This is a genomic window from Paenibacillus sp. FSL E2-0201 (assembly GCF_037963325.1).
GTDB lineage: Bacteria > Bacillota > Bacilli > Paenibacillales > Paenibacillaceae > Paenibacillus_AQ.
In genome coordinates, this window is record NZ_CP150154.1 from 1,270,327 (window position 1) to 1,289,191 (window position 18,865).

Genomic DNA, 18,865 nt, shown 5'->3' on the forward strand with positions numbered 1-18,865 from the left:
ATACTCTTAGATGGTAGAATAGACCAAAATGTTGCAGTGAATGAATTAAATATTATCAAGATTCAAATAAAACGTTATCCGCGCAGGAGCGACTCGGCACCATCTACATAAATCTCAGTTCCTGTCACATGAAAAGATTCATCCGATGCGAGAAACAATACCAGATTGGCTACTTGTTCAGGTTTACCGGGCGCATCTTCTAGTGGATGGTTACCTTCCGGAAATTCCACAGGAATCTTCACTTCTTGAAGATCATCGCTCTTATCCGTATTATCCCCAATTTGAGTGTCGATCGATCCAGGACAGACCGCATTTACGCGTATACCGTATTGCGCCAGCTCTAACGCCGCCATTTTCATAAAAGCGACTTGTCCAGCCTTGGAAGAGGAGTAAGCGGAAGCGCCGATGTTCGAGAATACTCGATTTCCGTTAATGGAGCTGGTGATAATGATGCTGCCGCCATGTTCTTTCATATGGGGGATGGCATATTTTACTGTGGCAAAGGTGCTGCGTAGGTTCGTATCCAGTATCTGGTCCCAATCATCGATTTCCAGTGTTTCGATAGGAGACCATGTACCATTAATGCCGGCATTGGCAAAAATAATATCAATCTTCTCGGTCGCCTCCCCAACCTTGCGAATACTTTCTTCGACTAGACCTGGATTGGAGACATCGCATTCAATTACTGTTGCTGTTCCTCCAACAGATTCAATCTCACGTTTAGTTTCATAGGAGTCCTCAGGTGTGCGGTCAAGCATGTATACCTTAGCGCCGTGCTGGGCAAACCGTATGGCTGTAGCTTTTCCAATACCAGAACCAGCGCCTGTAACCACTGCAACTTTATCCTGTAAACGTTGATCTGTCATGATGAATTTCCTCCTTGGCGTTAGATTTCTTAGTTAGTAATTACATACCCGACATAGCTGAATCTAACCAATTGAACTGCAGGGTGGAACAACAGAGGTGGATATATTACTATGGAATGTAAGGATGTAAATAATATGAATTTAGATCAATCTAGCTCATGATAGGGGAACTATAGATGATTCAGCAGCAAGGGGCAGAACGGATTAATGTGGGGATATTTGCCTATGTGGATGCCGGGAAGACAACAACTACGGAGCATATATTATATGAAAGTGGTCGCATTCGTGCACTTGGCAGTGTTGATAGTGGGACAGCATTAACAGATTCTATGGATGTGGAGCGGCAACGCGGAATATCGGTACGGGCGGCATTGGCTTCTTTTACATGGGAAGGTGTGCAGATCAATCTTGTCGATACACCGGGGCACGTAGATTTTCTGTCAGAGGTTGAACGGTCTTTGCGGGTGATGGATTGTGCGGTGCTTATTTTGTCTGCGGTAGAGGGTGTTCAGGCTCAAAGTGAGATGATCTGGAACGCGCTGCGGAAGCTGGGGATTCCGACGCTTATTTTTGTGAACAAAATGGACCGAGTAGGTGCTGACCCTGAAGCTGTACTGGCAGAGGCGAGAAACTATTTATCTAGTGATATCATTCCAGTGCAGCAACCGGTGGGCAAAGAGCAGGAGTACATAGGGGCAATAGATTTGTGGGGGAGCGAGGCTGATCCTGCGGCACAGACTGAACTGTTGGAGGCATTGGCTGAGAGGGATGAAGAGCTGTTAGAGGCGTATATGTCAGGTAGTTCGATTGATCTTTCAGCTTGGAAAAAAGCAATGAAGACGGCTTCCGCATCTGGACGCTACTACCCAATGGTTTATGGTGTTGCCGCCAAGGGGCTTGGCATTACGGCATTGCTGGACGCGATGATTGAGTATTTTCCTCGTGCGGGTGGAAATGCTGAGGGTCCGGTATCAGGGATCGTATACAACATTCAACGTGATAAAAGTATGGGACGAATGGCGTTTGTCCGTCTTTACGAAGGAACAATCCGTAACCGCGATACGGTGATGAATAACACACAGGACATTCAGGGGAAAGTGACCCAGATCCGTAAGGTCGAAGGCGGCCGTACTGAGGATGTAGGAGCACTTGAAGCGGGGGATATCGCTGTAATCTATGGTCTTTCAGGGGTGCGTATTGGAGACGTACTCGGTCATCCGGGGGCGATTCCGGAGGAAGCTAAGCTGGCTGTTCCGCTGTTAACAGTGCGCGTATTCTGGGAAACCGATATGGATGATCATAAGGTTATCGGAGCGCTGCAGGAGCTGGCGGATGAAGATCCGCTTTTGGATGCACAATGGCTGCAGGACGAACGGGAGCTACATATCAAAGTGATGGGGCCTATTCAGCTGGAGATTCTGAACAGTGTTCTAGAGGAGCGCTATGGCCTCCAGGTTACCTTTGGTCAGCCTTCTGTCATTTATAAAGAAACACCAGCCTCTGCTGGGGAAGGCTTTATTGCTTATACAATGCCGAAGCCATGCTGGGCAATTCTGCGGTTTCTGATTGAGCCAGGTCCCCCAGGTAGTGGATTAGTCTACGATTCGGTAGTTCGGAGTTCTGATTTGCTGCCGCAATATCAGAGCGAGACCGCACGCCGTGTGCCGGAAGCGTTGCAGCAGGGCTTGTACGGCTGGGAGGTTACCGATCTGAAAGTGACCTTGATTGAGGGACAGCATCATGTGTGGCATACCCACCCGCTGGATTTTGCCGTAGCGACTCCTATGGGGATTATGGATGGACTCGCGCGGGTAGGTACTAAGCTGCTGGAGCCAATTCTTCAGGTTCGCATCGTAGTTCCTGAGGAGAATGGCGGCCGTGTGATGAACGACCTGGTTCAGATGCGCGGCACGTTCGATCCACCTGTGCTGCAAGGCGAACGGATGATCATCGAAGGGCGTTTACCGCTGGCAACGTCGCTCGATTATCCCGTCAGCTTAAGCTCGTACACAAAGGGGCGCAGCACGTTCACTTCTTTTTTTGCCGGCTATGAAGAATGTCCTTCAGATGTATCCGCAGAGCGCACCCGAAGGGGTGTGAACCCACTGGATCAGGCGAAATATATATTAAGCGTGCGAAAGGCGCTGCAGGGGTGAGATAAAATGAAGATCAGAAAAGCAACAGCTAGTGATATTGACGGGATCGCTTTCGTTCACGCTATGAGTTGGAAAACCACGTATAAAGGACTACTATCAGATGAGTTTCTTGATGCAATCACAGTGGAAGCTAGAAGTAAGCGCTGGATTCGGAAATTTGAAAATCCCAATAAAGACGAGGTTATGTATGTGGCTGAAGATGAGGCTGGGATGATCATTGGCTTTGCAAATGGAGGGGCCCGAAGAGAGCCGGATCTCTACGATGCGGAGCTTTACGCACTTTATTTACTTAAGGAACACCAAGGAAAAGGGCTTGGGAAGCGGCTCATAAGAAGCGTAGCACAGAATTTATTGCAGAAGAAATATAGCTCATTCATGACTTGGGTGCTGGAGGGCAATCCGGCGCTTCATTTTTATCATAAAATGGGTGGCGAGTCTGTTGCGACGAAGGAAATGAAGATTGGTAATGAGATCGTTAAAGAGATCATGATGGGGTGGAGAGATATTGGGGTCGTGGGAGACTGAGCCAACAAAATATAAGGGCTTTTAGCTCGTATGAGCTTCCCCCATCTAAAATTTTAGTATTGAGAGCCAACGGAAGCAATGAGTAGAAGCTTTTAACTGTATTTTCTACAACTAAAATCCTAAGAATGACTTGCCAAAGGATATAACTGTATTTCGTGCATCTATTTTCGTGATTTATGACTCTATGGGTAAATTCATTAGTTTTTAAGTGTATGGAATACAATTAAAGTCACGATAATCCCATTTGCATACGGAATAAGTGTATGAAATACATTTATTTCACGGATTCAATTTAGTTCTGAGCAAAAGCTATACAGAGAAGAAGAAAGATTATTTATTAATATTTTTTTGCTAAAAATATGGTGGTTTAAAGGTTGGGAGAGTGTGAACGATAAACAAGCACGGTTATGTCGTTTGGAGCAATTGAAAAAAAGAATAAAAATAGAAGTCCCATCAGAATCTCTATACAGTGAGTGTATCGAAGCTTTAGGTCCTAATACAAGAATTTATAGTTCAGAAAAGTCGTCTGAAATTGTATCTTTGATGGAGAAAATGGTTAATTTCACACAGTGGGCACGGATTGATTGGGAATCTATTGATCAAAAGAGATCCTTAAAGAAGCCGGAAGAACTGAAAGACATCGAACCTATTTTATTGAGAGACAACTACTTTGTGGTGTGGAATGAATTCAGTCTTCCGATAGTAGAAACTAATTTAGATAATATTATAAAAAACTTCAATGATGTTATTGCTGTTGGATTTGATACATGGATTGTAAATTTGGATCAAGGAATAATTATTGAAAGTCATCACGAGGGAGATTTAACAATGGGTTGGATTACACCCTGAAATTTGAAGTGAAAGAGGGTGGAAATGACAATCCTCGCCTCGTTCATTCCCCCTCAGACTCAGCCTTCTTCCGTGCGCGGAAACGTCGCACCTTCATGAGGTTGCCGCAGGCCTTGTCATCGCAGTACCGCTTAGAACGGTTGCGTGTATCATCATAATATACCCAGAGGCAAGCGGGATTCTCGCAGATACGGAATCTTGCGGGCTCTTTTTCAAGCAATGCCTCGGCAAAAGACGCCGCTATCTCCGCCATCACCTGCTCCCAACCGCTATGGAGTGGCAACAGCTTTATCGCCGCTTGCCCATCATTTTCCCATACCATTCGCCGCGTAACAGGGCCCTTGTCCATATAGGGATTGAGCTGCTCCAGCATTTCTCCATACACTGATTCCCCTTGTACAATGGTCTGTACCCACTTCCATAGCAGTGAGCGAAGCTCTTTAAGCTGTGCCAGTTCTATGTCATTCGGCATCTGTGTTGCTAATAGAGCATGCTCCTTCAGCCATTTAGAAACCCACTCCTCTTCATCGAGCTTGTCCCTATCCTTATTCTTATCCCCTGTACGCCAATCCCGCCAGTAACTGTTAATGAAATCCTCCCACAACACGTCCTGTTCACCCTTTCCGCACAACTCTCGATTATATCGATTGTAACAGTTAAAAATAAGATTAGCTAGTTACTTGATTGAGCGATGGAAATATGCTACATTTCTTTTGTAACCACTATATAATGGTTTAGGTAGTTACATAATTCAGTTAGTATTAGGAGGTTAACATGCAAAATAAAATCAGTGAGGTTCTGCTGCAAAATTGGGATTATTGCATGGATATCGAGGATTGGGCCCCGCCGTTAAGTGATGCACTGGAAGGTGTGGACAGTAAACAGGCACTTTGGAAGCCAGAGGGGAGTACAGTCAATTCCATCTGGGAGACGGTTAACCATCTAACATATTATAAGGTGCGTTTGCTGCGAAAGTTAAAAGGGTTGCCCAAACAACCTGATGCTGAAAGCAACGATGATACCTTCACTGTAACAACGGAAGGGGAAGAAGCATGGGCGAAGGCCGTTGCAGACCTGAAGGACGTGCATTCTGCGCTTAGAGAAATCATTGAGGCGTTGGAAGAAGGTGCATATGATTGGGGTGGTTCGGGTCATGCCCCAGGGGAAGAGGTAATGAGTCTTATTCTGCATGATTCATACCACACCGGACAAATTATTATGCTTCGTAAACTGCAAGGCTCCTGGGTTTCCAACCGTAGTTTTAATTAGAACCTCTATAATAAAAATATAAGCCACACTCCTCTATGCTAGTTTACCTAGTGTAGCGGACATGTGGCTTTTCTTGATTTTACCCTTTTGGGATGCTTCGATATTGAGTCGGCGAGCCCGATAGCACTAGAGATTTCTTTAATATGTAGATCGGTTAATGCCAGCAGTTGACTGGCACGCTGCATTTTGAGGCGCAGATAGAATTCAATCGGGGGAACCCCGGTTTCTTGATTAAATAGATAAATTAGATGCTGCTTCGATAACCCCATATGTTTCGCTGCATCCGGGAGTGAAATGGAGCTGTTGATTCGCGAAAGAACGCTTTAAACAAGCGTTGCACTTGGAGCCGCATCATCAAGGCGCATGAATTCACAAGGCATTGTGCTAGGAATCGTAAAAGAAATAAAGCAGCTTCATGATGCTAAACAATAACTGGTTCGATTTGGAATTTTGTTTCAACTCTGAAAGCCCCGGGTTAATGGAGACTATCTACAGCCTATATTCGAAAGGAGAGATTGATGATGGAACCGGGCTATAAAGATAGAAGCGTTGAAGTGGAGCATACAGAGGTGCAACGGAAGTCGGATTCCAGTGTTGTCGCATCTACCTTTATTAAATATGCTGCTTATATTATTATTTTTTTCGGAGCACTTTTCTTCTTGGTAAAATATGTCTTCCCGATGTTCTAATTGAGATTTCAACGAACCGTATACAAAAATCCATCCTCTGCAAAATGCGGGATGGATTTTTGAATTTAACGAATCCTATAAATTTCTCTGGATGGAATCCGGTGATTCCGCAGAATTACGATAAAAGAACCAGCACTCGTTCAGCAGCTTGATCTGACGGCGGTCTTTTTTGTAATAGGCTTTCATCAGTTGATGGCAGAGCCACTGTGGCAAGGGTATCACTCCTCTAACTGCTTACGTAAGTTAGCATATGGAGAAATGAGCCTAAAGGTGACGATTTACAGAATGCTTTCTGCTTCCTCTTCGTACCACTGCTCTAATTGAGCTTGCAATGCCCGAATCTCGGTCAGCAGGGAGATCAGTGGATAGTTCTTCTGCTCTTGAACAGAGGCGAAGGCCTGCTCCAATCTATTGATATAATCCAAACCGGACTCCAGGGAGTAATCCTCACGTAACAGATCCAGTGAATCACACTCAGCAATCGCTAAGGGCAGATCCGGTACATTATCCGCTGTCAGCTTGTCGATTTCTTTGTTTAGACGTAAATTGAGCGCACTTAGCTGGTACGCATATTCCTCGGGCATTTCCACGAATTGCAATTCTTGATGTTGCTGCAAAATTACATACCGCATTTTCGGCATTGGTCATTCTCCCTCCGTACTTGTCTTCCTTCTTGACAGTTTAGCCTATGCACAAGTTACAATTCAAGTAGAGATGTTAATTCCCGTGGAAAGGACTTGTGATAGAACGCTATGGAAACGATGAGCAACGAAGAGCTTCAGCTGTGGATTGAGCAGGTGTCGCGGGACAGCTTTGGTGTACCCTTTAGGCACAAGGCAAGCTTTAACAGCCGATTATCTTCAACAGGCGGACGATATTTTACCAGAAGCCATAATATAGAGATTAATCCCCATCAGCTTGCTATGTTCGGTAGAGAAGAGACGGAGAAGATTATCAAACACGAGCTCTGTCATTATCATCTGCATTTGGCGAAGCGAGGGTATATGCATCGTGACACTGATTTCAAGAGACTGCTTGCACAAGTTGGCGGAAGTCGCTACTGTCAGACATTGCCGGGTGCGAAAGCTCGGAAGTCACTGCCTTATCGGTACAAGCTGATCTGTACAGCGTGCGCCATGGAGTATCCGCGTAAGCGAAAAGTAGATCCCAAGCGCTACCGCTGCGGTAAATGTTCGGGGAAGCTGAAGCTGCTGGCGCTGGAAGTCCAGTAATCAGACACGAGCATGGCGTTATTTTATAACCAGACCCATCAATCCCACAAAGGAAACAGCTTGCTGAGGCGAAATGATGCATCCTTCTAAATCCTGAATATCCACGATTAAGCCACTGAACTCGCAGTCACTTAGATCAATCCCGTTAAGCTTTGATCCTGATAAGGTGGCTTGATCAATATTACACTCACTGAAGCTGACCTTCTGGAAATTGGATTGGTAGTAATCAGAGCTCATCAATGAACTATTCTCAAAAGCAACCTGCTTCAGATTAGCCATTCGAAACGTTGCAAAATCCCCGATACAATCTACCACGCGAACATTTTGGAATCGCCCCCTTGTAAAGTCCGTACCAATGAGCTTGCAGTTTCTAAATTCGGTTCGATGAATAATCGCATTCGTAAAATCCACATTGGATAGATCGCATCGCTCAAAAATCACATCCATCAGCTCAATCCCAGTTAAGGACGACTCGATAATCGTAACATTTTTAAAAACCACTTGATCAAAGCTGACTTTATTCGCCTCTTGATTATCAATAACTGTATCGCTTATGCTGCAACGACTAAATTCATCTTTGGTTTGCAGCGAATATATTTGCTCAGGGAGTAGAGCGTCTGGATCTGATATTTTTGGTGAATCCATTTTGAATTTCATATGTACCTCCATTTAATGAATGCTCGTTTCTTATTAAATTAACTATCTTAGGGTTCAGCAGATTTGTTAATTCTCAGTAGCGCTCAGACCTTTCGGGAGATACGTACAAATACACCTTTTTCTGGATAAAATCACACATCGTTTTGTAAGCGTTACCAACTTAAGATGGAAGGGAAGTCCATATTAGGTAGAGGGGGTACATTTATGAAACGATTCAGGTCCGCGATGGCGGGTCTGCTCGCGATGCTGCTGATTTTCTCAAGCTTGCCTGTGATGGGAATCGGTAGCGGTTCCGTAGGAGCAGAAGGGGTTGGAGGAACAGGCGCAGGGCTAATTCCATCAGGGACAGTACTCATCAAGAATAAGTGGAAAAATAATTTCTTATATGAAACGTCTGATGGTATCGTGCGTTATGGCATGACCAATCCAGCGGACACATCATCGCATTGGACAGTGGAGACTGTAAATGGTCTGTCACGGATTAAGAATGTGAAGACGGGCCACTACATTACAATGGCTGGTAACAACGGCAAAGAGGATACACTTAAGGCGGCAGATCTCCAAGGAGCTGGAAGTGTTACGGATCAATGGTTGATCGATACTTCCAATAGAAACGGATACATGATCATCCGAAGCGCGAGCGTGCCTGAGAGTAAGCTGGTTATCCACGAGGAGAATCAGCTTGGTTATGCGCAAGTAAGCTCGGATATCAATATTACGTTTGAGAGTCCGCAGTGGGCTTTTATCGATCCTAACGCAGGAACAGTACCTGTACGGTTGGAAAGCCGGATGCGTCCCGGTCAGGTGATGTATGAGGAGAAAGGAAATGTACTTTACGGTAAACAACCTTTGAAGAATGAGGCTGCCCAGTGGTTTCTTGAGCCGGGTACGGACGACGGAACACTGATGATTCGAAACCGTGAGACGGGTCATTATATTAAGCAAAATGAAGTGACTTGGGCTGGAGTTTTTTCGCAAGAAATCGATCCGGACAAGGTGATGCTAAGTGAATGGGTGAAAGAAGATGCACCAGGCGTGGATGGAGCGGGTTTTATTACCTTAAGTAATAAAGGATTAACCGACGGAGTTAAACCTTTATGGCTGAATCCTCAGTTTGAGGAAGATAACAACGTGCGCTCTAACAGCTGGCCGGGTGAAGCAACCAGTCCTAATGCCCAGTGGAAAGTTGTCCCTATTTCCGAGTTTCAGCCGGTACGCTTGGCAACTTATACAGATGCACAAGTAGCTACAGATTTCTTGTATGAATCCGCAAACGGTGCACTTAAGCACGGATTAATTGCTCCAGATACTGCTGATTCATCCGATTATCTATGGTATATAGAGGATTATGACGGCAATAAACGTATCCGTAATGCAGCAACTAATCATTATCTTTCGTATAGTGATGGTACAGCTAAGGCTGAGCAGATCAGTGGAAGCCAACCATCGGATCAATGGAATTTTAAAGATTCTGATGATTATGATGATTATCTGACACTAGAAAATGTAGAGAGCAAAGGCATCTATCTATCTACCTTGGATGGAGACAGTGCTGGTGCGAATGGGGATGCGACTTCCTTAAGCGCCCAGTGGCAGCTTCTAGACCCTAATACACCAACTGATGGGACCATTCCATATTACCGTATTCAAAATGGCTGGAAGTCTTTTTATTGGTATGAATCTGCTGACGGCCTTTTGAAGTACGGAAATATGCAGAAGGATGGCTCTGATCAATGGCTGGTTGAGAAGTACAATGGCCGTAAGCTATTCAAGAATAAGAAAACAGGCCACTATATTAACACGGTGAATATGCCAGATGGCCATATTCAGGTCACCGAGCTACCAGACAGGAATAATGTGCAGCAGGCATACATCTGGACAGGAAAAAATATTGGGAATAGTACCTACGTAATCAGTAGTGTCCTCGACAAGGAACCTAATACATTCCCAGAAAAATTCATCTCACTTCAGAATCTCACTAAATATGCTGAGTATGGTGTGATCAATCCAGGTTGGGGCAGTCCGCAGTGGAGATTTGTTCCTGTCACCGAGAAAAAGCAGGACTTGTTCCGCTTCAAGCTAGACGCTGTAAATGGTGAAGATCAATATCTTAAGGACGGTCCTTTGCTGAGTTCTCCAGATGTACTAGAGAAATTGCTAGAATCTAAGACTGTCACCGAAGCTGTCTATGATTCGCAGGACACTGAAGTAGTGGTGCCGCAGGATAAGACGGAATCTGCAACCGCTGACGCAAAAATGACCCCTCTAGCCGCTGCGAACGAGGATGTAACAGTAGGTCAGGCTACTTATGGTTCACTTGATATGAACGACGATACCTTTGTCTGGCAGCTGCAAGAAATAGCTGGCAGCAATGGATCTGTGAAGATTAAAAATAAAGGTACTGGACGTTATCTCTCCCTGGAGCATATAGGTGGTGCAGTAGATGAGGTTGAGCCTAATGTTGCCGTTCAGACACTGCAAACTGTCTATGATGTATGGGGCAGCATTAAGTGGATTGTGGATATGCAGCCTTCAGGTTTGACTACTTTCAAGAGTGGATGGGCTGGCCACTATATGTATGGGGCTTCCGATGAGAAGGGAAATCCGATTATTAAGATTAGTAAGGCTCCCGATGCAGCGGATAGAAACAGTGCGCATTTTACCGCTGAAGCCGTTGAAGCGATTGCGCCGACGATCCCTGCTTACCCTGTAAGATTTAAGAATGCAAACAGCGGGGAGTATTTATACGAGAATGAGCACGGAGTTGTTCTGTACGGGCAGCCGTCAACAGAGAATGGATTCTCGCATTGGAATATAGCTGTGCAGGACTGCAAACAGACGATTATCAATCGTGCAACTGGACATTTTTTAACATTGAATGGAGATTATTCATACTTGGAGAGCAGTAGCGCAGAACCGGCTATAGACGGAGCATCTGCTTGGGAAGTAAGCTTGGCTTCCGATTATACGCATTACACCATTCGTAGTCTCTATGGAGAATACGACGATGAATTAATAAACATTGCGAATAAGACAGGATATGCTGAACGTGCGCTCCTACTAGAGAGTGACGGCTTAGCTCAATGGACGCTTGAAGCAGCTTCGCAGGAGTTTACTACTCCGTCTGGAGAACTGCGCAATAACAAGACAACAACTCCAGTTCAGAACGATACCAATATTATAACGATCGTGCCGAAAGGGCTAACTGGCAAAGTATTGGCTGAACAAGAAGGGGCGCTCGTATATGCGGAACCTTCCGATAACGCTGCTCACTCCCAGTGGATCGTTCAGGATGTAAATGGACGTAAACGCATAATGAACGTTCAGACCAAACATTATCTTTCTTTAAATGAAGCAGACCAAGCCCTCTTGTTAGCTTCTGGGGAAACTGAACGTTCCAAGTGGACGCTGGAAGAGAAATTAGGCTACAAGCTCCTGCTAAGCGCGGATAAAACAGCCTATCTTACTCACGACGCATCAGCTGTTCAACTTGGCTCTGCTGTGGGAACCGATAGCACTCTTTGGAGCTTCTTGCCCATTCCTACAGATGCAATTTATGCAGGAGGAGAAGCATTCCAAGGCGATCATGTTATGCGGTTTGCAGTCAATGCCCAGCAAGCTGGAGAATACGATGCCGTTGTTCGATACAAGAACACTTCCAGTGATGTAACGGATCTGTTGCTTGAGGTGAACGGCCTGAAGGAATCGGCTAAAGTTAGCTTGGCGAAGTCCTCCTCTTGGACGACTGAACAGGTGAAGCTGAAGCTTCGTGCAGGGATTAATACGGTTTCTCTAAGCAACGGCAACATTGATTGGGGCAAAGTAAGTATTGATAGCCTGACCGTAAAAAATAGCGTAAACAAAGTTTACCGCGGAGCCACAGTTCCTTACATTAGTTATGAAGCTGAAGATGCAGCGACTAACGGAACGCTGATCGGTCCTTCGCGGAAATATCTCACAATGGCTTCAGAGGCTTCTGGACGACAAGCTGTCGCCTTGAAGAATACGGGGGACTATGTAGAGTTCAAGCTTGCAGAAGCAGCTAATTCTATTGTTCTTCGCTATTCCATTCCTGACAGTTCGGATGGTACTGGTGCTGATGAAACTTTGACCCTATATGTAGATGGAGTTAAGAAAAAGCTAAATCTGACATCAAAATACGCTTGGGAATACGGTAGTTACCCATGGTCTAATGATCCTCGTCAAGGTAGTGGACATCGCTTCTTTGATGAAATTCATGCTCTGATTGGGAACGCTCCTGCTGGAGCTACCATTCGTTTAGAGAAGGGAACAGGAGACAATGCCACTTCATACGTCATCGACTTGGTGGATATGGAGCAGGTAGCACCTGAGTTAACACGCCCTGAAGGATTTATTTCCGTAACGGATTTTGGAGCGGTAGCCAATGATGAAGATGATGATACCGCAGCCTTTAAGGCAGCGCTTGCCGAAGCGAAGGCAACAGGTACTGGGGTTTGGTTCCCAGCAGGTACCTTCAATGTCGGAAAGGGTTTACTGGATCTGGATACGGCTGAAATTCGTGGTGCAGGCATGTGGTATACAGTTCTGAATGGAGCAAAATTTTATGGTCATGGCGGCAAAGTCGGTGTATACGACCTATTAATTGATGGTGGTATAAACGTACGAGATGATGAAGCATTCACCAATGCCTTCCATGGTGCTTTTGGGCAAGGCTCGGTCATTCAGAACGTATGGATTGAACATACCAAAGCAGGCTTGTGGTTAACACAACCTATTGGTGAGAAGGCTCGCACAAATGGTCTGTACATGGCAGGTCTTCGAATCCGTAACCTTATGGCAGATGGAATTAACTTTGCCGTAGGCACGGGCAACAGCATGATGGAACAAAGTGACATCCGTTATCCAGGGGATGATGGTATTGCGATGTGGTCGTTCACAGATGCCAAATTGAATGAAGTGAATGGCGCGGAACGGACACTTAGCTATAACAATACGGCACGCTTTAATAACGTCTCACTGCCATGGTTGGCCGATAACATTGTGGTCTTCGGTGGTAAAGATAACAAAGTTCAAGATAACGTGGTAAAAGATACTGTGACTAACGGAGCCGGGATCGCTGTATCTACCCGTTTCTCCGCAGAGCCGTTCCAAGGAACGACTATCGTTGAGCGGAATACATTACTTCGCACAGGTAGTTATGATTCCGGTTATGGGGTGAATCTCGGTGCGTTATGGCTGTACGCTGGTGAGAGTGATCTGAAAGGAAAAGTGTTCATCCGTAACAATACGGCGCTCGACAGCACCTATTCTGGCCTGATTGCCCACGGTAACCTTGAGGGAGAAGCGCTCACGACGATTGATGGAATTATGCTGACGAATAATGTATTAGACGGGGCAGGCACAAGCGGTATAGAAGTTACGAAAAATCTGAAAGGTAACCTGCTCGTCGACAACTTGATTATTCGTGGCGAACGGATGAATCTCCTGACCAATGCATCTCCTGAATTAAGCATCATTGAACAGAACCAAGGAATAGCCACAGCTGTTAAACCGTTCTCCCTCAAGCTTGAAGATGGACAGAGCGGACCTGTTGTACTGGAACAAGGAAAGTCAGCGATCCTTCAGGTGTTGGACAAAGAAGGGGTGGAGATTACTTCACAAGCTACACTTGTGCTGACGAACAGTGATATTGCTACTTTTACAAACGGCAGTCTGCATGGACTTAAAGCGGGAAGCACAGACTTCACGGTAACTGTTGGCAACGATAAGAGGGTGTATACAGTTGAGGTGGTATTACCTAATGGTGGGACGGATCCTGTGGATCCGACTGAACCAACAAGTACACCTAGTCCAACGAGTACACCTAGTCCAACGAGTACACCAGCTCCAACGAGCACACCAGGTCCAACTAGTACTCCTGATCCGGCGGGGTCAGTAAATCCTGTTGCACCTGTCGCTACACCAATGCCAACACCAGCTGCAAATCATGATGCGCAGTTAAAGGCTAAGGCGACTGCTGGGCAGGCTGTGATCGAGATTTCAGCTAATGGAGATGGTACAGCTCGCTTTAGCGCAGAAGCTTTACGCAATGCGGCAGTACTTAGCCCGAATGCGGTGCTTGTTATTGCCGGTGGCGATATGAGCTATCGCTTCCCTCTAGGACTCGTGGAGAGCGTGCTGAAAGCGGCACAAATGCCAGCAGGTACGCTAGAGTTCCAAGTAAATCCGCTAAGCGGAAAAGGATTGGAACAACTGCTTGCTAAGGCTAAGCAGCAAGGCTTTACTGTACAAGGAACTCCGGCAAGTATTACCTTAAAGGTTACAGATGGCAAAACCATTGTACCTGCTAATGGATTCGGCACCACCTATGTAGAACGTGCATTTATGATTAAGGAAGCGCTGGATGCGAAGACGGGGGTAGTCCTTATTTATGATGAACAGACAGGTTCCTTCCGTTATGTACCTGCGATGTTCGAACTCGTGGATGGGATGACCAAGGTTACTGTTAAGAGCAGTAGTGCGAGCGGTGTATTCGTCGCAGCACTGCACCCTGTTACATTTGGGGATATTTCTTCACACTGGGCAAAGAATGAGATTGAGATGCTTGCTAGTCGACTGATCTTGACCGGACAATCCGCAGATACATTTGCGCCTCAGGAATCAGTTAGTCGTGCCGAGTTCGCGGCTATGCTGATTCGTTCGTTGGGTCTTGTCGTTGGGAATACAACGAGGACCTTCAGTGATGTGTCCGATTTATCGTGGTATGCAGCGGACGCAAGAGCCGCAGCAGCTCTAGGATTAGTTCAAGGCTATGAGGATGGAACCTTCCGTCCGAATGCTCCTATTACACGGGAGCAAATGGCTGTTATGGCAGCTAGAGCATTGAAGCTGCTGAACCTTGGAGCTGAAGTATCTGGAGCAAACACTGCTACAAATGTTTTCACAGATGCATCTTCTATTTCTTCTTGGGCAACTGAAGCTGTGAATGTCTTAACTGCTAAAGGGATTATGAAAGGCCAATCCGCAGGCAGCTTTGCGCCTGGCAGTGATACTAGCCGTGCAGAAGCAGCTGTAATTCTAGTTCGTTTGCTTAGAACAGCTAAATTATTGAATTAGCTTTGGTAGTAGAAGCTATAACATTTCATATGTAAAAAGACAGCAGAGCAGCGGTTCTCCGATTATTGGAGAATTGTTGCTCTGCGTTTTTGCATATAAGGTCAACTGATTCGATAGCGGCCTCCTACGCGATACAGCCTTATTTCAGCTTTCCCATTGATAGATTGACTCTGTAATTTCCGAACTTCAGCAGCTCGTCGAGAAAGTTATTCAATTCCTCTTGGCTTCCCGTACGAACACGTATCCAATAGCAGCCTTCTCCACTGACGCGATGTATTTCTTTAACGCTGTCATGTTGCTTTGCGAATGTCTGAAAGGCTGGATGGACCGTATTCGAACCCAGAAACACAGTAATAAAGGCATGAATAGTCTCCCCAACCTTATCCGGATTCCAGCGAACGGTGTAACCTTCAATGACTCCTGTGTCCTGCATTTTGCGAATACGCGCGCCCACAGCTTGACCCGTCATATGGACTTGCTGCCCAATGTCTCTGTGACTGATCGTGGAATCTTCAATTAGAAGCTGTAGGATGCGAAAATCCACATCATCTATGGAGTAAGAACTCATCATTATCTAAAATCCTTTCTGCATGAAAGTAGAACAGGCCAATCTCTTTCCAATCTCAATGTATTCTGTTTCAAGGTCCAACTATAATTAATTGTAGCAGAAGAGATCTGAAAGAAAGAAGGGCTTACGATGAAAATACAGCATATTCGCAACGCGACCCTATGGCTGGAGTATGGTGGAAGTACATTTCTGATCGATCCTATGTTGAGTGAGCAGGGTGTTAATCCTCCCATTTTTAATACGGAAAATGATCGTCGGAATCCGCTCGTTCCTTTGCCGGGAGCCATAGAACAATGGCTGAGTCCTAATGTAATTCTTGTCACACATCTTCATCAGGATCATTGGGATGCCGCTGCCATTTCTTTGTTGCCGCATGATCTACCACTATTATGTCAGGAAGGAGACGGAGATAAATTATCGAAGCAGGGGTTTGAGCATACCACGGAAATTAGAGATTCGCTGACGTTTAATGGAATAACTATAACACGTACTGATGGACGGCATGGCACTGGAGTGACTGGTAAACTTATGGGTAAGGTATCCGGGTTTGTGTTTCAGGCGGAAGGAGAACCTGTTCTATATGTGGCTGGGGATACAATTTGGTGTGATAAGGTGAAAATGGCATTGGACGTTTTTAAACCTGAGGTGACAGTTGTAAATGCTGGTGGTGCGCAGTTTTTAAGCGGATGCCATATCACAATGAATGAGCAGGATGTCGTAGACTTATGCGAATATGCTCCTTCTTCTAAGGTCATCGCTGTACACATGAACGCCATCAACCATTGCCTAGTTACCCGAGATAAGTTAAAAGCTCACTTGGAGAAGGAGGAGCTACAAGATCGAGTACAGGTTCCGGAAGACGGGGAATGGTGTGTATAGACTAGAGGGGGATAGCTCCCTCTTAAATCTATATTGAGGCAGAGTAAGAGGTAAATTTGAAAACGATCACAAAAATTATTTTACCCGCTTGACTAGACCTTGAAATCATGATAAATTAATTCATGTTCACTTCTAAATTTACTTCTAATGTTCCCTGATAGCTCAGTTGGTAGAGCACTCGACTGTTAATCGAGTTGTCACAGGTTCGAGTCCTGTTCGGGGAGCCATTTTTATGGAGAGATACCCAAGTGGCTATAAGGGGACCCTCTGCTAAGGGGTTAGACTGCGTAAGCGGTGCGTGGGTTCGAATCCCACTCTCTCCGTTCTGAATTACATAAGAAGAGCTTCCATTTTGGGGGCTCTTTTTTTGTTGTATAAATTGTCTTTTTTCTAAATTATTAGTGATGATGGTGGCCGGATTCTATATTTGGGAAGGTGAATAGAGTGAGAAAAGCGAATGTTTACTAATAAGCCTAACGAAGTCGATTACATCAGCTAACACAGTAGTTATACTGCGGAGGGAAAATGAAAATTTTAAATCAATTACAAACTAAACCTTCAAGTAGATATGATAGTCTTGATCGTGATCAAGAAGGAAATAAAAATACCAAATTTGCTGACATAATAATTGATGATAGGTCTCTTTACCAAACGCTTAAAAAACATGACATGGTTCCATCCCTCGGGTGGGGGAGTGAAGAGCATCAAAGGAAAATGATTAACTATTTCTTGTTAAACGAAATGCATGAATATTTGTACTATAGGTACCCAATATTAGTCTGTCCCTGGTGTGGAGATGAAGAATGCGGCTTTATATCCGTATTTATTGAAAAAGAAGAGAATCTTATCATATGGAGAGATTTCAAACTGGAACCCAGCAATAAAGCTATTAATGTTGGGCCTTTTTATTTTGAATGGGATGAGTACGAGAAAGTTATAAATGGGACTTTTGGAATTGCGGGGATTCAATGTTAGAGATAAAACATCCGGAGGAACTTATGTCGATTAATCCTAAGATACTTTATAGCTCAAATGAAGAAACAGATTACGTTAGAAAAAAACTTATTGAATTTAATTCTAAACAAGTACCAAATGGCATCTATGAGGAGGTGAATTTATGCTTGAAGGATGATAAAGGAGATATTATTGCCGGTATCAACAGTGCGATATGTTGGAATTGGATGGAGATTGGTATTTTGTGGGTGGATGATAACTATCGTAGTCAAGGTTACGGGAAAAGATTATTGGAAGAAGCAGAGCAAGTTGCTAGAGCGAAAAAATGTACTTTTATCAAATTAGATACATTCAGCTTTCAAGCGCCTGGATTTTATAAGAAGTATGGATATAAAGTGATTGCAACTATCGAAGATGCTCCACTTGGAAGTAAGCATTTTTACTACAAAAAGGATCTTAGCTATGAGTAAGGTGGTTTGAGAAAGGATTAACCTAAACTCAAAGGAGCGAAATAAACATGGAGCTTTTTAAACAAATACCCCTGTACAGATTTTTGGCATTGTGTAATGAAAGTGGTATGGAAAAAACAATATTAGATTGTGGTGCAGGAGGAGATACACCTCCACTAAGTTTGTTTGCGAATTATGGATACGCTACATACGGAATAGAGATGAATGTTGAACAAATGAACAGAGCTAATCAGTTCGCAGCAGAAAGAGGGCAGAATTTAAACATACATCAGGGTGACATGAGACAGTTGGCATTAAACGATGAGTCGATGAGTTTTGTGTATTCGTATAATTCTATTTTTCATATGAAAAAACAAGATGTGAAAGAAGCAATAAATGAATTGAAACGGGTGCTGAAACCTGGTGGGCTATTGTTCGTTAATTTTTTAACCCTTAAGGATTTTCGAGTCGGTGACGGGGTTGATTTAGGGGAACATCAGTATGAACAAATGGAAGATGATGAATTAGTGATCCACTCTTATTATGATTATCATGAGGCGGATTCTATGTTTGAGGATATGCAATTAATATACAAAGAAGATCGAGTATTGGAAAGAAAGTTTGAAGGCGAATGGATACGGCAAGGATTTATTGATTACATATATAAAAAATAA

General features: G+C 44.5%; 18 protein-coding genes and 2 tRNA genes. 13 read left to right on the top strand and 7 right to left on the bottom strand.

Annotation, left to right across the window (positions count from 1 at the left end; translation table 11 throughout):
- Window positions 1-74 precede the first annotated feature (74 nt).
- Window positions 75-866, bottom strand: coding sequence for an SDR family NAD(P)-dependent oxidoreductase (locus NSU15_RS05620; RefSeq protein ID WP_339289527.1), 792 nt, complete (start codon window positions 864-866; stop codon window positions 75-77).
- 176 nt (window positions 867-1,042) lie between these two features.
- Between NSU15_RS05620 and NSU15_RS05625 the strand changes: the two genes are divergently transcribed.
- The 3 genes from NSU15_RS05625 to NSU15_RS05635 all read left to right on the top strand — a co-directional run bounded on the left by NSU15_RS05625 (window position 1,043) and on the right by NSU15_RS05635 (window position 4,396).
- On the top strand, window positions 1,043-3,022 hold the full coding sequence (locus tag NSU15_RS05625) for a translation factor GTPase family protein (protein WP_339289528.1): 1,980 nt from the start codon (window positions 1,043-1,045) through the stop codon (window positions 3,020-3,022).
- Between the two features lie 6 nt (window positions 3,023-3,028).
- Window positions 3,029-3,547 carry a GNAT family N-acetyltransferase gene (locus NSU15_RS05630; protein WP_339289530.1) on the top strand — a complete coding sequence of 173 codons (519 nt, stop codon included), beginning with the start codon at window positions 3,029-3,031 and terminating at the stop codon, window positions 3,545-3,547.
- A 384-nt stretch (window positions 3,548-3,931) separates the two neighbouring features.
- A complete protein-coding gene (locus NSU15_RS05635) occupies window positions 3,932-4,396 on the top strand; it encodes a hypothetical protein (RefSeq protein WP_170880245.1) in 465 nt (154 codons plus the stop codon).
- Between the two features lie 43 nt (window positions 4,397-4,439).
- Here the strand turns inward: NSU15_RS05635 and NSU15_RS05640 are convergent, their stop codons facing one another.
- Window positions 4,440-5,003, bottom strand: coding sequence for a CGNR zinc finger domain-containing protein (locus NSU15_RS05640; protein WP_076117870.1), 564 nt, complete (start codon window positions 5,001-5,003; stop codon window positions 4,440-4,442).
- 167 nt (window positions 5,004-5,170) lie between these two features.
- Between NSU15_RS05640 and NSU15_RS05645 the strand changes: the two genes are divergently transcribed.
- Window positions 5,171-5,665 (top strand): DinB family protein, encoded by a 495-nt coding sequence (locus NSU15_RS05645; protein ID WP_076117868.1) that lies wholly within the window; start codon window positions 5,171-5,173, stop codon window positions 5,663-5,665.
- Between the two features lie 47 nt (window positions 5,666-5,712).
- Here the strand turns inward: NSU15_RS05645 and NSU15_RS05650 are convergent, their stop codons facing one another.
- Entirely contained in the window at window positions 5,713-5,934 is a 222-nt protein-coding gene (locus NSU15_RS05650; protein WP_081389761.1) for a helix-turn-helix domain-containing protein, read from the bottom strand.
- Window positions 5,935-6,183: 249 nt separating this feature from the next.
- Here NSU15_RS05650 and NSU15_RS05655 point away from each other — a divergent pair, with 249 nt between their 5' ends.
- A complete protein-coding gene (locus tag NSU15_RS05655) occupies window positions 6,184-6,354 on the top strand; it encodes a hypothetical protein (RefSeq protein ID WP_170880244.1) in 171 nt (56 codons plus the stop codon).
- A 75-nt stretch (window positions 6,355-6,429) separates the two neighbouring features.
- Here NSU15_RS05655 and cmpA read toward each other — a convergent pair whose 3' ends face one another.
- Window positions 6,430-6,567 (bottom strand): cortex morphogenetic protein CmpA, encoded by a 138-nt coding sequence (cmpA, locus tag NSU15_RS05660; RefSeq protein WP_094874036.1) that lies wholly within the window; start codon window positions 6,565-6,567, stop codon window positions 6,430-6,432.
- Window positions 6,568-6,632: 65 nt separating this feature from the next.
- The gene (locus NSU15_RS05665) at window positions 6,633-6,995 is read right to left on the bottom strand and encodes a hypothetical protein (protein ID WP_042124766.1); all 363 of its coding nucleotides are present in this window, start codon (window positions 6,993-6,995) and stop codon (window positions 6,633-6,635) included.
- Between the two features lie 120 nt (window positions 6,996-7,115).
- On the opposite strand from NSU15_RS05665, the gene NSU15_RS05670 reads away from it, so the two are divergent.
- Window positions 7,116-7,586 carry a SprT family protein gene (locus NSU15_RS05670; RefSeq protein WP_081389778.1) on the top strand — a complete coding sequence of 157 codons (471 nt, stop codon included), beginning with the start codon at window positions 7,116-7,118 and terminating at the stop codon, window positions 7,584-7,586.
- 18 nt (window positions 7,587-7,604) lie between these two features.
- Here the strand turns inward: NSU15_RS05670 and NSU15_RS05675 are convergent, their stop codons facing one another.
- Entirely contained in the window at window positions 7,605-8,243 is a 639-nt protein-coding gene (locus tag NSU15_RS05675; RefSeq protein ID WP_042124771.1) for a pentapeptide repeat-containing protein, read from the bottom strand.
- Between the two features lie 204 nt (window positions 8,244-8,447).
- Here NSU15_RS05675 and NSU15_RS05680 point away from each other — a divergent pair, with 204 nt between their 5' ends.
- Window positions 8,448-15,341, top strand: a complete 6,894-nt coding sequence (locus NSU15_RS05680; RefSeq protein ID WP_339289532.1) for an S-layer homology domain-containing protein — start codon at window positions 8,448-8,450, stop codon at window positions 15,339-15,341.
- 139 nt (window positions 15,342-15,480) lie between these two features.
- On the opposite strand, the gene NSU15_RS05685 is transcribed toward NSU15_RS05680, so the two are convergent.
- The gene (locus NSU15_RS05685; protein WP_042124773.1) at window positions 15,481-15,912 is read right to left on the bottom strand and encodes an Lrp/AsnC family transcriptional regulator; all 432 of its coding nucleotides are present in this window, start codon (window positions 15,910-15,912) and stop codon (window positions 15,481-15,483) included.
- 126 nt (window positions 15,913-16,038) lie between these two features.
- On the opposite strand from NSU15_RS05685, the gene NSU15_RS05690 reads away from it, so the two are divergent.
- The 6 genes from NSU15_RS05690 to NSU15_RS05715 all read left to right on the top strand — a co-directional run bounded on the left by NSU15_RS05690 (window position 16,039) and on the right by NSU15_RS05715 (window position 18,865).
- The gene (locus NSU15_RS05690; protein WP_339289534.1) at window positions 16,039-16,788 is read left to right on the top strand and encodes an MBL fold metallo-hydrolase; all 750 of its coding nucleotides are present in this window, start codon (window positions 16,039-16,041) and stop codon (window positions 16,786-16,788) included.
- A 151-nt stretch (window positions 16,789-16,939) separates the two neighbouring features.
- Window positions 16,940-17,015: transfer RNA gene (locus tag NSU15_RS05695), tRNA-Asn, on the top strand.
- Window positions 17,016-17,022: 7 nt separating this feature from the next.
- A tRNA-Ser gene (locus tag NSU15_RS05700) sits at window positions 17,023-17,111 on the top strand.
- 202 nt (window positions 17,112-17,313) lie between these two features.
- A complete protein-coding gene (locus NSU15_RS05705) occupies window positions 17,314-17,763 on the top strand; it encodes a hypothetical protein (protein WP_042124777.1) in 450 nt (149 codons plus the stop codon).
- Window positions 17,764-17,786: 23 nt separating this feature from the next.
- On the top strand, window positions 17,787-18,212 hold the full coding sequence (locus NSU15_RS05710) for a GNAT family N-acetyltransferase (RefSeq protein ID WP_339289535.1): 426 nt from the start codon (window positions 17,787-17,789) through the stop codon (window positions 18,210-18,212).
- Between the two features lie 47 nt (window positions 18,213-18,259).
- A complete protein-coding gene (locus NSU15_RS05715; protein WP_042124781.1) occupies window positions 18,260-18,865 on the top strand; it encodes a class I SAM-dependent methyltransferase in 606 nt (201 codons plus the stop codon).

Coding starts and splice junctions, on each gene's coding strand:
- NSU15_RS05705 (WP_042124777.1), top strand. CDS start 17,314: ATGAAAATTTTAAATCAATTACAAACTAAACCTTCAAGTAGATATGAT.
- NSU15_RS05645 (WP_076117868.1), top strand. CDS start 5,171: ATGCAAAATAAAATCAGTGAGGTTCTGCTGCAAAATTGGGATTATTGC.
- NSU15_RS05710 (WP_339289535.1), top strand. CDS start 17,787: ATGTCGATTAATCCTAAGATACTTTATAGCTCAAATGAAGAAACAGAT.
- NSU15_RS05675 (WP_042124771.1), bottom strand. CDS start 8,243: ATGAAATTCAAAATGGATTCACCAAAAATATCAGATCCAGACGCTCTA.
- NSU15_RS05670 (WP_081389778.1), top strand. CDS start 7,116: ATGAGCAACGAAGAGCTTCAGCTGTGGATTGAGCAGGTGTCGCGGGAC.
- NSU15_RS05655 (WP_170880244.1), top strand. CDS start 6,184: ATGATGGAACCGGGCTATAAAGATAGAAGCGTTGAAGTGGAGCATACA.
- NSU15_RS05625 (WP_339289528.1), top strand. CDS start 1,043: ATGATTCAGCAGCAAGGGGCAGAACGGATTAATGTGGGGATATTTGCC.
- NSU15_RS05680 (WP_339289532.1), top strand. CDS start 8,448: ATGAAACGATTCAGGTCCGCGATGGCGGGTCTGCTCGCGATGCTGCTG.
- NSU15_RS05715 (WP_042124781.1), top strand. CDS start 18,260: ATGGAGCTTTTTAAACAAATACCCCTGTACAGATTTTTGGCATTGTGT.
- NSU15_RS05690 (WP_339289534.1), top strand. CDS start 16,039: ATGAAAATACAGCATATTCGCAACGCGACCCTATGGCTGGAGTATGGT.
- NSU15_RS05665 (WP_042124766.1), bottom strand. CDS start 6,995: ATGCCGAAAATGCGGTATGTAATTTTGCAGCAACATCAAGAATTGCAA.
- NSU15_RS05685 (WP_042124773.1), bottom strand. CDS start 15,912: ATGATGAGTTCTTACTCCATAGATGATGTGGATTTTCGCATCCTACAG.
- NSU15_RS05630 (WP_339289530.1), top strand. CDS start 3,029: ATGAAGATCAGAAAAGCAACAGCTAGTGATATTGACGGGATCGCTTTC.
- NSU15_RS05650 (WP_081389761.1), bottom strand. CDS start 5,934: ATGGGGTTATCGAAGCAGCATCTAATTTATCTATTTAATCAAGAAACC.
- NSU15_RS05620 (WP_339289527.1), bottom strand. CDS start 866: ATGACAGATCAACGTTTACAGGATAAAGTTGCAGTGGTTACAGGCGCT.